The organism is Paenibacillus polymyxa (genome assembly GCF_001719045.1).
Classification (GTDB): Bacteria; Bacillota; Bacilli; order Paenibacillales; family Paenibacillaceae; genus Paenibacillus; species Paenibacillus polymyxa_B.
In genome coordinates, this window is record NZ_CP015423.1 from 48,713 (window position 1) to 63,402 (window position 14,690).

16 protein-coding genes and 1 pseudogene are annotated in these 14,690 nt (G+C 42.8%); 11 read left to right on the top strand and 6 right to left on the bottom strand.

Annotation, left to right across the window (positions count from 1 at the left end; all coding sequences use genetic code 11):
• Positions 1 to 31 precede the first annotated feature (31 nt).
• Positions 32 to 243: pseudogene (locus tag AOU00_RS25510) on the top strand (AraC family transcriptional regulator); the annotation flags it as partial.
• Between the two features lie 21 nt (positions 244 to 264).
• Here the strand turns inward: AOU00_RS25510 and AOU00_RS00245 are convergent.
• The gene (locus tag AOU00_RS00245; RefSeq protein WP_069289616.1) at positions 265 to 1,290 is read right to left on the bottom strand and encodes a Gfo/Idh/MocA family protein; all 1,026 of its coding nucleotides are present in this window, start codon (positions 1,288 to 1,290) and stop codon (positions 265 to 267) included.
• 1 nt (position 1,291) lies between these two features.
• A complete protein-coding gene (locus AOU00_RS00250; protein WP_069289617.1) occupies positions 1,292 to 2,311 on the bottom strand; it encodes a Gfo/Idh/MocA family oxidoreductase in 1,020 nt (339 codons plus the stop codon).
• Positions 2,312 to 2,493: 182 nt separating this feature from the next.
• Between AOU00_RS00250 and AOU00_RS00255 the strand changes: the two genes are divergently transcribed.
• On the top strand, positions 2,494 to 3,360 hold the full coding sequence (locus AOU00_RS00255; protein ID WP_069289618.1) for a MurR/RpiR family transcriptional regulator: 867 nt from the start codon (positions 2,494 to 2,496) through the stop codon (positions 3,358 to 3,360).
• Between the two features lie 81 nt (positions 3,361 to 3,441).
• Here the strand turns inward: AOU00_RS00255 and AOU00_RS00260 are convergent, their stop codons facing one another.
• Positions 3,442 to 4,569 (bottom strand): NAD(P)/FAD-dependent oxidoreductase, encoded by a 1,128-nt coding sequence (locus tag AOU00_RS00260; RefSeq protein ID WP_069289619.1) that lies wholly within the window; start codon positions 4,567 to 4,569, stop codon positions 3,442 to 3,444.
• Between the two features lie 149 nt (positions 4,570 to 4,718).
• Here AOU00_RS00260 and AOU00_RS00265 point away from each other — a divergent pair, with 149 nt between their 5' ends.
• The 8 genes from AOU00_RS00265 (at position 4,719) to AOU00_RS25520 (ending at position 10,501) form a co-directional block, all read left to right on the top strand.
• Positions 4,719 to 5,426 (top strand): lantibiotic protection ABC transporter ATP-binding protein, encoded by a 708-nt coding sequence (locus AOU00_RS00265; protein ID WP_069289620.1) that lies wholly within the window; start codon positions 4,719 to 4,721, stop codon positions 5,424 to 5,426.
• 1 nt (position 5,427) lies between these two features.
• Positions 5,428 to 6,159, top strand: a complete 732-nt coding sequence (locus AOU00_RS00270) for a lantibiotic immunity ABC transporter MutE/EpiE family permease subunit (protein ID WP_069289621.1) — start codon at positions 5,428 to 5,430, stop codon at positions 6,157 to 6,159.
• 1 nt (position 6,160) lies between these two features.
• Positions 6,161 to 6,919: a lantibiotic immunity ABC transporter MutG family permease subunit gene (locus tag AOU00_RS00275; protein WP_069289622.1), complete on the top strand. Its 759-nt coding sequence runs from the start codon at positions 6,161 to 6,163 to the stop codon at positions 6,917 to 6,919.
• A 37-nt stretch (positions 6,920 to 6,956) separates the two neighbouring features.
• Positions 6,957 to 7,616: a response regulator transcription factor gene (locus AOU00_RS00280; RefSeq protein WP_068938789.1), complete on the top strand. Its 660-nt coding sequence runs from the start codon at positions 6,957 to 6,959 to the stop codon at positions 7,614 to 7,616.
• Entirely contained in the window at positions 7,607 to 8,995 is a 1,389-nt protein-coding gene (locus tag AOU00_RS00285) for a HAMP domain-containing sensor histidine kinase (protein WP_069289623.1), read from the top strand. The genes AOU00_RS00280 and AOU00_RS00285 overlap by 10 nt, the downstream gene beginning before the upstream one ends.
• Positions 8,996 to 9,639: 644 nt before the next feature.
• Entirely contained in the window at positions 9,640 to 10,035 is a 396-nt protein-coding gene (locus AOU00_RS00290) for a MerR family transcriptional regulator (protein ID WP_069289624.1), read from the top strand.
• 120 nt (positions 10,036 to 10,155) lie between these two features.
• Positions 10,156 to 10,335, top strand: a complete 180-nt coding sequence (locus AOU00_RS26150; protein ID WP_069289625.1) for a hypothetical protein — start codon at positions 10,156 to 10,158, stop codon at positions 10,333 to 10,335.
• The gene (locus AOU00_RS25520) at positions 10,292 to 10,501 is read left to right on the top strand and encodes an aldo/keto reductase (RefSeq protein WP_081330657.1); all 210 of its coding nucleotides are present in this window, start codon (positions 10,292 to 10,294) and stop codon (positions 10,499 to 10,501) included. Before AOU00_RS26150 ends, AOU00_RS25520 begins: the two co-directional genes overlap by 44 nt.
• A gap of 54 nt (positions 10,502 to 10,555) precedes the next feature.
• Here AOU00_RS25520 and AOU00_RS00300 read toward each other — a convergent pair whose 3' ends face one another.
• Entirely contained in the window at positions 10,556 to 12,610 is a 2,055-nt protein-coding gene (locus tag AOU00_RS00300; protein WP_069289626.1) for a fibronectin type III domain-containing protein, read from the bottom strand.
• A 506-nt stretch (positions 12,611 to 13,116) separates the two neighbouring features.
• Between AOU00_RS00300 and AOU00_RS00305 the strand changes: the two genes are divergently transcribed.
• On the top strand, positions 13,117 to 13,446 hold the full coding sequence (locus AOU00_RS00305; RefSeq protein ID WP_061828314.1) for a DUF3817 domain-containing protein: 330 nt from the start codon (positions 13,117 to 13,119) through the stop codon (positions 13,444 to 13,446).
• Positions 13,447 to 13,652: 206 nt separating this feature from the next.
• On the opposite strand, the gene AOU00_RS00310 is transcribed toward AOU00_RS00305, so the two are convergent.
• Positions 13,653 to 13,904: a YolD-like family protein gene (locus tag AOU00_RS00310; RefSeq protein ID WP_061828313.1), complete on the bottom strand. Its 252-nt coding sequence runs from the start codon at positions 13,902 to 13,904 to the stop codon at positions 13,653 to 13,655.
• A gap of 201 nt (positions 13,905 to 14,105) precedes the next feature.
• A complete protein-coding gene (locus tag AOU00_RS00315) occupies positions 14,106 to 14,675 on the bottom strand; it encodes a TetR/AcrR family transcriptional regulator (RefSeq protein ID WP_069289627.1) in 570 nt (189 codons plus the stop codon).
• Positions 14,676 to 14,690 lie beyond the last annotated feature (15 nt).

The window sequence follows — 14,690 nt, forward strand, 5'->3', positions numbered from 1 at the left end:
GAATTAGATCAAAGACCCGTTCTTTTCTCCAGTGCAGGGACCTTATGGAGTCGAATTGGCTCAGATTGCAGTCGAAGGAAGCAGCACCTATCGAATCCGAGATGCTATTGACTATATTGTCGGAATTGGGACCAGTCTTTTCGGAACGAAGATCTTGCAGACACCGCCAGCATGAGTGTTTCTTCGTTCCATCGGCATTTTAAAGAGGTAACCGCCATGAGCCCAATTCAGTTTCTTCATCAATAGACATATTAGTTAAAACATTCAATTATCATTTAGAAATTTAGGGGTTGAACACAGTGAAAGTGGATCAGGGCCAAATACAAGATTGGCGGACTGCTTGGCATCCTCGATGACCTTCATGACCTTTTCACTATGTTCAAGCATATCCGAAACTTTTTCCAAATCGTTTTCTCGGATGATACGGTCAAATTCAACGAATTCGTCATACATTCGATGCGAATGATCTTTTAGATCCACCCGAATTGGCATTTCCTTATTCGCAGTGTAATCAAAGCAGTCGCATATATTAGCTGAACTTGCCATGTGTATATAGCCCTTATTGCCTTGAATGTTCACGGCATTGGGGGCCGTACTATCTTTTGAACCGATGCAGACACACTTGAAATCACCGTAATCAAGCAGCAGCATACCTGAAGTATCAATTCCACGCTCCATGTTCGCCCAATACTCCACTTTCTTAGGGCTCCCGAAGAATCCAACAACAAAATGAATATTATATAAATTAATATCCATCAAGGCTCCACCAGACATTTCTGGATTAAACGCAGGCTGGATTATTCCCGCTTTGAAAGCTTCATACCGAGATGAGTATTGAGAATAGTTGCATTCAACGATTTTGATCTCACCAAGTTTAGATAGATACTCCTTCATGGACAAATAATTTTTCAAATATTGATTTGTTATGGCTTCCACCAATATCAGTTTTCTTTGCTGAGCAATTTCTTTTAGCTCTAGGAATTCTTGCAAATTGGAAGTAAACGGCTTCTCACAAATGACATGTTTGCCACTCAATAATGCTTCTTTGGCATATGAATAATGAAGATGATTAGGCAGCCCGATATAAACTGTATCCACTTCACGATTCATCAGCATCTCGCTGTAATCCGAATAAATCTGAGAGATTCCATATCTATGTTGCCAATCCAGTAATTTTTCCTCATGACTAGGTCTAGAACAAATTGCCTTTAATAAAATAGTCGGGATATCCTGAATAAAGCTCAATAGATCCCCTACGATCATCCCTGCTCCGACAATTCCCAACTTCATTTTAGTTGCACTCCTCTATACCTTTTTCAAGTATTTCCATACAAATTATCGTCTCTTCGTCTTTAATCACTTTTTCTTTACCAAGTACGATCGACTGATAGATATCGTCATATACTCGAGCATAATCACCCTTTTCAGAAACGACTTTTTCTTCATGATACTCGCCTTTATCATCAAGATATGTTAAGATGCCGTAATGCTCGGGCTGGTCTATGCCGAAATCGGAGTGTCCCTTAGGCAGATAGTATAATTTCAGATGCTCCTCCTGGCGATCCTTCGTTTGCTTTATAAAAACGCCTTTTTTGCCGTGTACGACAAAACCCGGCCGCTCTTTTAAGCGAAAAAAGCTGGATTTGATGGATACCTTGAGCGAGGGATAATAAAAATCCAGATCAAAGTAATCATTCATTCTCCCAGTACCCAGCAATTGACGAACATCATAATGGATTGTGTCCGGCTTCCCAAAATAGGAAAGAACCTGGTCAATGGTATGAACGCCATGTCCATATAGGTAACTGTTATATCTGGAAAAATGAGAAGTGGAGTTCGGGATCTCAGGGCGATAATAATCGTAATGCATCTCCACCTCCAGTAAATCTCCAAGCTTTCCTGATTCAATAACCTTCTGGCTAGTGAGGAAATCCGAATCGTAACGTCTATTCTGATAGCATTGTATAACCAAATTTTTCTCTTTAGCATATTGGAAGATCGACACGGCTTCTTCTTTGGTTAACATAAAAGGTTTCTCAACAAGTACATTTTTCCCGTGGTCTAGCGCCATTTTCGCATAAGAGTAGTGGGATTCTACAGGTGTACAGATAACAATCAACTGAATCTCCTTATCGTTCATTAAAGATTCTATATTATCTGTATACAGCACTTCGGGGATTTTTTTCCACTCCCTTTTATCTAGATTACGGGCATATATCGTCTTCACTTTCAATTCAGCTCTGTTCAATGAAAAAGGAAGATGATAACGGTTCGTGCTTTTCCCATTTCCAATATAACCGATGGTAAGCATATTATTTCCCCCTTAGGCTCTTTTTCATTTATTATAAAAGAAGAACGTTGATCGTAAAGGATTCGCCACCATAATGGTACATTCAACCGATTATTTTTAAAAATGGTTGTTTATTTTTAAACAAAATGTTTATTTCATATTATTTTTCGAACGTTTTATTCAATTGAGCCGGGGTGAACCTGTTGAAAATACTAATACAATTATCAGAAATGCAAAACTTTACACCAAACGAAAAAAGCATTGCATCCTATATTTTGCTTCATAAGGAAAGTATCCTGCACTTAAATATTCAGGAGCTTGCAAAGGCAACGTATACTTCGCATTCCGCAATTAATCGATTAACACATAAACTTGGGCTATCGGGCTTCAAGGAGTTTATAATCAAACTTGCTCGGGAGTTTCAGCAGAACACCCAGAACATTTCCAATGTAGACCCCAACTATCCCTTCGGTTATGATGAATCCCCACTTCAAGTGGCGAAAGAAATTGCAGAATTAATGAAAGAAACGATTGAAAAAAACTTTACATTCATGGATGATGATTCATTGTCGCAAACAGCCCTATTGCTGGATCAAGCGAAAAGGATCTTTATATATGCGTTGGGCGATTCACAAATCCGTGCGAAAAGTTTCCAAAATAAATTGGTAAAAATAAACAAGTATGTGGTTATAGCTACGGAGCTGTCTGAATGGGCTTACCATACGGCTAATCTTACGACACAGGACTGCGCTGTGTTTTTAACTTACCACGGAAAGTCGCCGATTTTTTTAAAAGCAGCACGGCATTTCGCACATGAAAATATCCCTTTTATCATAATTACAGCAACCAATCAAAGTGAATTGGCCAAACTCAGTAATATCTGTATCCGGGTGCCTAATGACGAAGTAAAACATGCCAAGATTGGTACATTTTCGTCGCAAATTGCTTTTGACTATGTATTAAATGTGATCTATTCCTGTATCTATAAAATCGACTACTTGAAAAACATGCAAACCCTAACACAATCGTTGGAGAATTCGCATCTCAATGACATGATGAATGACGTATAAAATAAATATGCACTAAAACAAAAAGTCGCCAATATGGCGACTTTTTCAGTAAGTATATATATTGTTCTCCTCAGTCAAGGCTCAACTTTCATCTATGGCTTTTCGAATATCATAATCATTGATATCGATATCTACATTCATTCCAAGTGCCAACTTTGCCAGCTGATTTCCAATAAAGGGGCCCATGGTCAACCCGGATGCTCCAAGCCCATTTGCCGCTATAAGACCATCCCAGCCTGGAACAGCTCCGATCACCGGTAGAAAACCGGGTGTAAAAGGACGGAAACCAACTCTTACCTCCTGAAAAGTGCTGTTTGCTAAATCAGGGGCCAATTCTAAACCTTTATCCAGAATTTCCTGCATCCCCCCTGCTGTTACTCTCGTATCGTAACCTTCGATTTCATTTTCGTGAGTCGCCCCTATTACGATCTTCTGTTTATCAAAAGCCAGCAGATATTGATCAGAAGGCGGTATGACTACAGGCCAAGTGCCTGTGTCTTGCCTATTAGGAACCTGCAAATGCATAATTTGTGCTTTTTGATAACTAACCTTAAAATGAATGCCCAAAGGCAACAGTAGTTGATTTGCCCATGCACCTGCACAAACAATGACCTTGTCAGACGAGAAGCTTTGTGCACCGACCACTACTCCCGTTACATGGTCGGACTCATATTGAAGCGTAGCATTTCCTTGTATAAGGACCGCCCCGTTTTTTTGTGCTGATCGGACCAACGCATCCCGCAGCGCACGCCCATCTATTCGGGCGGCACCGCTAATATGAACAGAATGATAACCTTCTACTAACAAAGGAAACCGTTCATGGGTTTCTTTTTCATTTAGCCGGGTAATTTCACCGATTTCCGGTGCATCCGCTTGTCGTAAGTGTGCCCGCGTCTCCATTTTTTTGATTTTCTCCAAATCATCATGAATACTGAGAGCCCCCACTTGAGCATAGCCAGTTTCTGTTTCTCCCTCGCTTTTGAGTTCTTCAATCAACCCAGGGTAAAAACGTGCTCCCGCTTTGGCTAGCTGGTACCAAGCCTGATTGCGTCGCTGTGATAGCCAGGGACAGATAATGCCAGCAGCGGCATCAGTAGCCTGTCCTTTATCTTTACGATCTACAATAATGACATTAGCACCCATTTTTGCTAGATGGTATGCTGTCGATGCCCCCAGAATTCCTGATCCGATTACGATGACCTTCTTCATGATTACATCCCTTTCCTACATCACTGTATCCATTATAGCGAATAGTGCATGAATGCATAAAGTTTGAAATTAATATTTTAAATCCTTATAAAGTTCTTAGAATTGATCTTTAAAGTAGTTGTCAGAACAAATGAAAAGGATGAACTGATATGGATAACATTATTTTACAGACTAAAAATCTCTGCAAAACCTTCGGACGACAACAGGCGGTGAACAACGTCACACTGTCTATTCAGGAGAATTCCGTCTATGGACTACTTGGCCCAAATGGGGCTGGAAAATCAACCACCTTGAAAATGTTAACCGGTATGCTACGCCCGACATCCGGTGAGATTTTATTTCAAGGAAAACCCTGGTCCCGAAAAGATCTTGCTCAGATCGGCGCACTGATCGAATCCCCTCCACTCTATGAGAATTTGACAGCTAGAGAGAACCTCAAAGTTCGTACAACGTTGCTCGGATTGCCTGATTCGCAGATTGATGAAGTGCTGAACATGGTTGATTTGACCCATACCGGGAAAAAGCGCTCGGGCCAGTTCTCGATGGGTATGAAACAGCGGCTGGGCATTGCCATTGCTCTCCTCAATCATCCCAAGCTATTGATCTTAGATGAGCCAACCAACGGACTAGACCCCATTGGTATTCAGGAGCAACGCGAGTTGATTCGCTCCTTCCCGAAGCAAGGAATTACCGTAATTCTTTCCAGCCATATTTTATCTGAAGTCGAACAAATCGTTGACCATGTCGGTATCATTGCCGGCGGCGTATTAGCTTATCAAGAGGCGGTCACTCCAGGACAAAACCTGGAATCGTTGTTCATGCAGATTGCACAGGAATACCGAAAAGGGGATGAGTAGGATGCAGCAATATATAGCCGCCGAACATCTAAAATTAAAGCATACCTTCACAAAAAGGTTGGTCTGGCTTGCCCCCATCGCTACTCTTCTTCTGTGTACCGTACTCATGGGGGGACGTATGCTCCAAAGCGCCAGCTACAATTGGTGGTATTTCATGCTGCTGCCAGGTGCCCTCACCTTAATGTGCTCAGGAGTGATCCAAAAGGATGGCAAGAAGCTGAAATACCGTGCTGTCCTCGGCATGGCTGTAGATTTGGCTCAGGTATGGTACGGTAAAATCGGGGTTTGCGTAAGACTCTTAATAGTTTCCTTTATTGTCCTATTTATAGGGATAACTCTTGGCGGATTCGTATTCTCAACTTCTGTAACACTAGCAGGAAGCGTTGCTGCAACTCTAATCCTCTTCATCACCTTTTTGTGGCAAGTTCCACTTTGCCTGTTCCTGACGGACCGAATAGGCATGTTTGCCACTCTAATTATTAACATGCTGGGCAACGTATCTTGCACCATTTTGTTCGCTACGTCCTCTGTGTGGTGGGCGGTCCCTTATGCTATTCCAGCCCGATTAATGTGCGCCGTCATTAAAGTGCTACCTAATGGGCTTACCGTTCCTTCAGGAGATCCGCTTTTGGATAAAGGCGTGATTGTGCCCGGCCTAGTGATCACAATCTGCCTGTTTATAATTCTGTCGATACTGACGGCGATGTCCTTCCGCAAGCGGGAGGCTAAATAAGATGATTTCTTTTTTCCGCTATCTGAAATCCGATGTGCTTAAACTTAGAAGGCAGCCCTTACTGCTTGTGCAGCTGTTTGTGCCGCTTTTAGGCATAGCAATCTTTCTAGCCTACTATTCCTTTACTCCGTATTCACCGATTTCAAAGGTGGACGGCTATTTACAGGTCCTAGCCGTGGTTCTTCCTACCATGATTGGTATTGTCTGCTCCATTGCTGTTGAGCAGGAGGCAGTCGCTGGCAATTTCCAGCAGCTATTGATCTCGCCAGTGAAACTGCTACCTTTCCTGAGCAAGCTCAGCCTGCTCCTGATTTTGGGATTTGGCAGTGTGCTGCTTGCCTCCGGAGGCTTTGGGGCTGGCTATATATATCTTATGAGAGAGTCACCGTATGGCTTGAAGTTTTATGTGTTGGCTGCCTGCATTCTGTTTATGTCCAGTGTATTCCTCTATTTTCTGCATTTTTTCATTAGTTTGCGGTTCGGCAAGGGAGCTTCCATCGGTCTAGGCATTATGGAGAGTCTATTGTCCGCTTTGCTTCTTACAGGGCTGGGTGATCATAATTGGATATTCATCCCCTCTGCTTGGGCTGCCCGGTTCATCACGATCTGGGTGCAATACGATATAAACTCAGCAGTATCTATTCCTGAAGCTATACGGCTTGATTCGGGAGTCAGCTATTGCGTAGTAGGGACCGTGGTCATCATGGTATTATTAGGATTATGGATTTGTCGTTGGGAAGGACACAATTCGTCGGAATAAAGACCAGAGTAAAGAAAGCAAGGGAAGTGAATTAAGCATGGCAAACTTGTTGGCCGTTGATGATGAACCCGCCGTTTTGGCACTCCTTCAAAATATTTTGCAGAAAGATGGCCATGTTGTCACGGTGGTCTCCGACTCCCCACAGGTTCTCACCATGCAGCTTGGAGCCTTTGACCTCATCCTGCTTGACGTGATGATGCCTACCATGGACGGGTTCACACTCTGTCGGGAAATTCGCAGCAAAATAGACTGCCCGATCCTGTTCCTCACCGCAAAATCCATGGAGAACGATGTGATGTTAGGGCTTGGGGAAGGGGCGGACGATTATATTGTCAAGCCGTTTGGTGCTGGAGAGTTGCGTGCAAGAATCAACGCCCATCTCAGACGGGAGAATCGTGAACGGCGTAATGTATTCTGCATCGGGGAAGTTCATTTCAATCTGTCCGGCAAGGAAATCACCGTTCAGAATGTTGTAGTCCCGTTTACCAAAAGCGAATATGAGATATGTAAGTTTCTAGCCCTGAACTGGGGACAGGTGTTCCCTAAAGAGCAGATTTACGAAGCTGTCTTCGGCTTGGATGGGGACAGCGATTCCGCCACCATCGTGGAGCATATTAAAAATATCCGAGCCAAGCTTGGCAAAGTAGAGGTTTCGCCAGTGGAGACGGTTTGGGGGATCGGGTACCGATGGAAGTAACCAAAGTACAGCAAGCACGCAAGACAACCAAACTACGAACCATTTTTCTGGGTTATTTAGTTATGTTCTGTATCGGGACGATTGCGCTCGCTCTGTTGCTGGTTCTCATCTTCTATGTCCTGATGTCTTGTGGGACCATTCTCCCCGCGAACTATGCTGAGAATCAGGTGCGGGAGGACAAGACAATCATTGAAGCTGGCAAGACCCTACAGCCGGATTCTCGGCAGAAACTGTATAAATACGCATCATTCACTTCGGAAGGCCGCCTCAATGAGGGAAACCTTTCTGAAAAGCAGGCTCAAACTGCTTGGAGTGTTACGCAGCAGAACGATACTGCTTATCAATTTCCCTATAACTATGTAAAAGTCTCACATAATGATAAAGTTACTGTGATGCGCTATTCTGTCTCGGCTCAGTTTGAACTTCCTATCCTGCGTCAATACCTGCCGAACGCGGAATTGTCCTTTTTTGCCGTGTTCTGTATCGCCTTTCTGGGGGGAGGTGCCTTGCTGGCTTCCTCCTTCGGACGAAAGCTGGCACGTAAGATGAGTGGGTTGCAGCAGGCCACCAAACAAATTCAAGCACAGGATCTGGACTTCTCAATCGAATTCAGTGGCGTGATGGAGATCGATCAGGTGCTGCATTCCATGGATAAAATGAAAGAAACGTTAAAGACTTCGCTTCAGAAACAGTGGAATCTCGAAAGATCCCGCCGCGAGCAAATATCCGCCCTAGCACACGATGTCAAAACACCACTCACTATCGTTCGTGGAAACGTAGAGCTGCTGTCCGAGACCGATCAGTCCGAAGAGCAAAAGAACTATACGGATTATATATCGGAAAGCACCAGGCAGATGGAGCAGTATATTAAGACTCTTATTGAAATTTCAAAAGCGGAAACGCTAGTCACCCTGCGGGCGGAAACGATGGATACTGACTTCTATTTAACGAAAGTGAAAGATCAGATAATGGCCTTGGCTGCTGTCAAAAAAATATCTGTAGCATTCGCTGCATATAACCTCCCTAAGACGCTGTATGCAGACCCAGTTCTACTTGAGCGAGCCATTATGAATGTTGCTTCTAATGCGGTAGATCAGGCGCCTGAATATAGCGAGATCCAGCTGACCGTAGAGTCTGTGGAAGACTGCATTCGGTTCAGCATCTTAGACGAAGGCCCAGGCTTCTCTCCAGAAGGCCTCAAACAGGCCGCCGAGCAGTTCTATATGGGTGACTCGTCCAGAAGAATAAATGGACATTACGGTATGGGTCTGTATATAACAAAATCCATTGTCAATCTACATGGCGGAAAGCTGATCATCACCAACTCCACCCAGACAGGCGGCGGACAGGTAAGCATTGAGATTCCGTCAGTTCATTAGCGACATAATGAGAAAATTACCGAAATAAATAATTTGCTCTTAAGCTTGGTTCGATTCATAAGGCACACACCTCTTCCTCGTTTGTTATTGAAACAATTTAAAACGCTACTGACATATGAAGGTCAGTAGCGTTTTATCATTTTGCCATCGGAATGAAAACACTCCTGGCACAGACTCGCGATTATTATAAGGAACATGGGTTATTGGATTACTATATGTGCTGCTGAACGGATGATGCTATAATTTTGCTTTGTACTCCTTGATCAAATACGGAACCAAGAATAGACGTTCCGATAGCCCCCGCCATAAAGCTTCCCATCATATAGATACCCATACAACTCCGGTTTGGTTGCCACTTAATGTTCGAGAAATGGTGTTTGCCATTGTAATCTGAGCAAAGGTTAATCCAGTATTCGCTAGAATTAAGATAATCGCAATCACGGCAGGATCCGCGTCCATAAAAATACCTAATATAAGGTATGCCATGACTTGGAACAGGAATGCCAACGAGAATACAAAGCGATTGTCTAGCAGAATGACCTATACAAAAACGCTACAGGATATTCGTATTCACGAGAGTTGTAGCTTACTATTAGATACTAGTTGGCGCGTTCAAACGATCGCACTTGAAGTCGTGACGAGAGATGACAACAAATTTTAAAATGAAAGAACTTATGGATCAATTCCAAATCAGTGAGGATACCTTACGGTATTATGAGAAAATGGGTCTTCTTCCTCCCGTGGCCCGCAAAAATAATGGGCACAGGATATATAACAATTCACACAAAGAGGCACTTCTAATGATCAAGTGTTTAAAAAAAGCCGGAATGTCGCTGAAGGAGTTAAAACCTATTATCCAGCTTCAATTAGATGAGAGCAACATATCAAATAATGAATGGTATGATAGGCTTTACAATTACCAAAAGAAGATAGATCAGCAGCTGCAAGAACTTCAGGAAATTAAGGATATGATTGAATTGAAATTGCAAACCGGGCAAAAATTTGGCCATAAGTTTTTGCCGCTTGAGACCCATACTTAATCGCTTAATCTTTTTTTAAAACTGAATTGCTCTGCTTGACCTAGTGTTTACACCAGGTTGTAAGATGTGCATTAGATTCCCTCCAAGGATTCCACATCATACAAAAGGGAGCTTATAAACATGAACAATACAATAGCAATAGAAAAAACAGTATTAAAAGCATTTAAACTTGGTTTTGGAGCAGGTGTGGTAGGTAATTCAATGATGTATCCAAAAGTCGATGATACTCTAAGCCGACAATTAATTAGAACTACCCTTGCAAAAGGCGCTAGCTTGGCTATTAACGCGTCCAGCCGTTGATCTAATTATTCCAGGTGCAACCAAGCCTGATCAAATCGAGTCCAATCTTCAAACTCTGGGTGTTCGACTAACAAGTGACGAGCTTAAGCAACTCGATATTCTTTTCAATCAAAATAACTTGTTTACCAGAGTAACAGATTGTTATTGTTCTACATACACTTCCTAATAGACAGAAAGGGTTCTAAAGTGAAAACTTTAGAACCCTTTTTTGCAGAAGTATTTATTTTGTAATCGTAATTTGTTTGGATGCAGTATTATAGTTCACCTGATACCCCGAAAGCTCGCTAATCACTCGTAATGGAACCAGCGTGTAGCCGTTAACAATAACCGGAGCTGTGATGTTCGTCGAATAACTCCGGGAGTTGTTCAACTCATACACGGCAAGGGTAGAATTCTTGACCTGAAGTACTACTTGTTTGCCGTCTGTAGGTCGAGTCAGAATGATCTTTTTGGTCGCTTTTTCATAATTTACCTCGTAACCTATCCGTTCACTGATAAAGCGTAGCGGGACCATCGTTGCCCCATTTATGATTCGCGGAGCCTGAGCCATCGTCGTAGCACGACCATCGACATAAGCTGATTTAGCTCCTGGTGTCAGGGTGAACGAAGTTGAATATGAGGAAACCGCATTGTTAGGGTATGAGGACGTTGTACCAGAAGTTGTTGTTGTAGTAGAACTCGTCCCGGATGATGAACTACTGGTCCCAATTGCTCTATTGCGAATAGCTTCTAACCGATCCAGCAAATCGCTTTTACGGGTTCCGCTCGGCAGATCACTGATTGCATCTCTGGCAGAACGCCAGTCGGAGGCATTCAGACTGTTTTCTGCAATTCGCATCAAATCTCTCGCTTTCTCATAGTTCGATGAACTAGATGACGAAGAAGAGTAGTAACCATCCGAATCCGTGCGTTCTGATATCTTAACGCCACTAGATTCTCTTCCATTACTATTGACAGTCACGACCTTAATCTCATACCAGCGTCCTTCTCGCAAATCCGTTATTTTATAGGACTCAGAGCTTGTAGTTCCCTCATAATCACCATCAACATATATCTTTACCTTGTCGGCTTTACTCGGCATATCGTAGGTGATTTTGATCCAGGTGTCGCTCTTACTATCTACTTCAAGATTGGACACTTCTGACGAATTGGAGGACGTACTGTCCGTTGTGGCAGTCAGTCTCACACCAGAGGACAATGCACCTGTGCTTCGCTTGGACCTAATCGTGAACGTGTAGGTCTGGCTTGCCGAAAGATTGTTGAATGTATAGGATGATCCTGTTGAATCAGTTACCAGTTGCCCATCCTTATACAGACTGACCGTATTAATTCCGCTAGGTCTTGTCCAGGAAACAGTGACGCTATAGTTATTAACTGATGTCACTGAAGCTCCTGTCACTTCGGGCACTGTATCAACGGTGAGTGCTGAGGTCGTAACCGGAATACTGATTCCTCCAGATATGTTGCCGGATTTGTCAATAGTCTTGACCAGTACTGTATAGTTTGTGGAAGCAATCAATCCACTGAATGAATAGGACGTCCCTGTAGTTCGCTGCACTTCCTTACCATTTAAATAGATGATCGCTTGGCTCAGGTCAGCATCCTTAGGCAATATGTAATTTACGGTAAAAGCGTTATATCCTACATTCGTAGCTGTCAGTCCGCTTACCTCTCCTGGAGGTGTCTTATCTACAGGGACATCAATGGAAGCCGTTTTGGCCTGTATTGGCGCACCTAGAGATTCATCTCCACTCTTATTCACCGTTTTCACGCGAAAAGTATATGTCGTGTTCGGCTGTAAACCGCTCATCATATAAGAGTTACTTCGAATGTTATCTACATATACATCGTTAGTGACATTTACCACTTTTATGTGGTCAAAATTAATGTCCGACGGATTGGTCCAGGACAAATTTACTTTTGTTGTTTCTGTAGGAACCGCTGTCAGATTGCTTACCTCTGCCAGCGCGATATTCGCAGTAACCATTTGACTCGACATTACTTTTAGCATTTGGTTAAGATAGGTGTTTTGACCGTAGCCTTTTGTTAACGTAGTCACTTTCGTGCCCGAAGTAACAGGCACATGACGGCCTTGAGCGGTTGCTAATTTGGTATGTAACTGTGCTGTATTCAGGCCTGTCGGATTTGAGTTATGCCTTTCAGTCGACAACGCGCTAGCCACTGCATCGGGTGCCAAAATGCCATATCCCGTATTCAAAATCAGTGTAGCCGTTGCGAACGGTGCCATCCATTGACGCAAACGTTTTTTATTCATAATCTATGCTCCTTGATACCAGTATGGAAATTTTATTTGTCAAAACTAATAAGTCAAGCTTACAAACCCTTCTGCTGCAATCCAGCTTTTAAAATTCACACTAAAATGTACAGACATTCATTTAACTGTTATCGGAATTTCCATACAAAATGTTTAGGCTTCACACTAGCATTTTTACAGATAGGGGTCGCGCAAACAATATATGCTAAGCCTTCAAACTACACCAGCTTAGTGTTTTCTCTTACTCCAAGCCATCTTTCTAAGCCCCCTTGTTTGTTTCAATAATTTAAACGAAATTACGATTATCGTTTCCGGGCACGCTAAGCTGTGGGACGTTGGAAGCAACAAAATGAAGCATTGGTGGGAGATACTTCAATCATGTGAAAGCTCTGACATAACCTTTGGATTCAGCTATAAATATTCGATATATCGTAACTTTCTACCGTTTAATAACATTGCATTATAGGATATATTAAATTTTAAGCAATAGGAGAAGGAGGTGTATTATGTTCAAAAATGCCTTTAAGATGTTTGGTGTTATTGGCAATATTGAAGCGATTTCATATCTGCTGCTTGTGTGTATCGCTATGCCACTTAAATACGCAGCTGGAATGCCACAAATGGTAAGCTGGGTGGGTATGATCCATGGGGTACTGTTCGTGGCCTATGTTGTAGCCACTGTGGTCATGCTGATTCTGCGAAAAATAACGCTATTGCAAAGTCTTGCAGCCTTGATTGCATCGCTGTTGCCGTTTGGTCCTTTCATTTTTGATCGTAAGGTGCTTAAGAAAGCCGAAGCACGGGCCAGTCATACCAGCCCGATAAAAGCTACATAAGCATGTACAAGGGAAAGTGCCAACACAATAACGTTGCTTTCTCTTCCCACTCATGCAGCAGTATACAAAAACAACCGATGGCTCTAAACCACTCGGTTGTTTTTGTATACGCGAATTGTAAATTGTTACTTTCCCACGCAGTAAGGGAGACTCTAACTTTGTCATTCTTTTCTTCCCTATCTGCTATATTTATGTAATCACAACAACTAATCTCTCGGGTAATTTACACTCATAATATCCATAAAAGGAACTTTATCCGTTTCTCCATTACTCTCTACATGAACCTTTCCTGTTCTCGGGTCCATTTTAACAATTTGTCCACGGGTTGTTTCTTCGCGTCCCCATACGGTCAATACAACTTCGGATTGCTCTCGTTGTGCTTCTACAAGCTGATTCCCGATTTCCTCCAGTACAAATTCATCCCGAGTAGGCCGTTTGGGTACCTTCGCTTTTGCCACTTGCTACCACCCTTCCTTCGTGCAAAATCAAAATCAAATTCATTCTATTTTACCATACTTTTCATCATTTGGTGCTGGTAATGTGAGTAAAATTACGTCTCAGAACCACAAAAAAGCCGAGTTCTCAAAACCGAAAACATCGGCTTTTTAAAGTTGCTTGTTGGAGCTCATTAGGAGCGATTGAAAATCGAAGAGACAGGATTATTTGACCAACTGTGGAATGTAATCCACGATATTATAAATAGGAGCACTGCTCTGTTGCGTAACGGCCAAAATCAATGCACCTTCGAGCATCGAAATAATAAGTACCGCCAGACTGTGTGCCTTTTCCTCTTCCCAGCCCGAATCCTGAAGGCGCTCCATATAGATGTGCTGCCAATCTGTAAACGTATTCACACAAGCATGACGTAGCGATTCACTAATACAGGAAGTTTCCGCAGCAGCCCAGAAGCCAATCGGCATGAAATCGTTAAAGCCGGTACGGTCTGCCTCCTCAGCTGTATTACGGATAAAATCCTGAATGGCTAGTACTGGATTATCATTCCCGTTCAGTGTCTGTTTTAATTTTTGCTTTATAAACTCATTCCCTCTTCTTATGCACTCCAAAGCCAATTCTTCTTTACCACGCGGAAAATAATAATAAAGTGACCCTTTCGGTGATCCACTCTCCGCAAGAATCTGATTCAGTCCGGTCGCGTGATACCCCTGATGAAAGAAGAGCTTCGATGCGGTTTGTACGATATTCTCGTATGATTCGGGTTTACCAGCCATATACAGCATCCTTCA

Coding starts and splice junctions, on each gene's coding strand:
- AOU00_RS00245 (WP_069289616.1), bottom strand. CDS start 1,290: ATGAAGTTGGGAATTGTCGGAGCAGGGATGATCGTAGGGGATCTATTG.
- AOU00_RS00250 (WP_069289617.1), bottom strand. CDS start 2,311: ATGCTTACCATCGGTTATATTGGAAATGGGAAAAGCACGAACCGTTAT.
- AOU00_RS00260 (WP_069289619.1), bottom strand. CDS start 4,569: ATGAAGAAGGTCATCGTAATCGGATCAGGAATTCTGGGGGCATCGACA.
- AOU00_RS00265 (WP_069289620.1), top strand. CDS start 4,719: ATGGATAACATTATTTTACAGACTAAAAATCTCTGCAAAACCTTCGGA.
- AOU00_RS00270 (WP_069289621.1), top strand. CDS start 5,428: ATGCAGCAATATATAGCCGCCGAACATCTAAAATTAAAGCATACCTTC.
- AOU00_RS00275 (WP_069289622.1), top strand. CDS start 6,161: ATGATTTCTTTTTTCCGCTATCTGAAATCCGATGTGCTTAAACTTAGA.
- AOU00_RS00280 (WP_068938789.1), top strand. CDS start 6,957: ATGGCAAACTTGTTGGCCGTTGATGATGAACCCGCCGTTTTGGCACTC.
- AOU00_RS00285 (WP_069289623.1), top strand. CDS start 7,607: ATGGAAGTAACCAAAGTACAGCAAGCACGCAAGACAACCAAACTACGA.
- AOU00_RS00290 (WP_069289624.1), top strand. CDS start 9,640: ATGACAACAAATTTTAAAATGAAAGAACTTATGGATCAATTCCAAATC.
- AOU00_RS26150 (WP_069289625.1), top strand. CDS start 10,156: ATGAACAATACAATAGCAATAGAAAAAACAGTATTAAAAGCATTTAAA.
- AOU00_RS00300 (WP_069289626.1), bottom strand. CDS start 12,610: ATGAATAAAAAACGTTTGCGTCAATGGATGGCACCGTTCGCAACGGCT.
- AOU00_RS00305 (WP_061828314.1), top strand. CDS start 13,117: ATGTTCAAAAATGCCTTTAAGATGTTTGGTGTTATTGGCAATATTGAA.
- AOU00_RS00315 (WP_069289627.1), bottom strand. CDS start 14,675: ATGGCTGGTAAACCCGAATCATACGAGAATATCGTACAAACCGCATCG.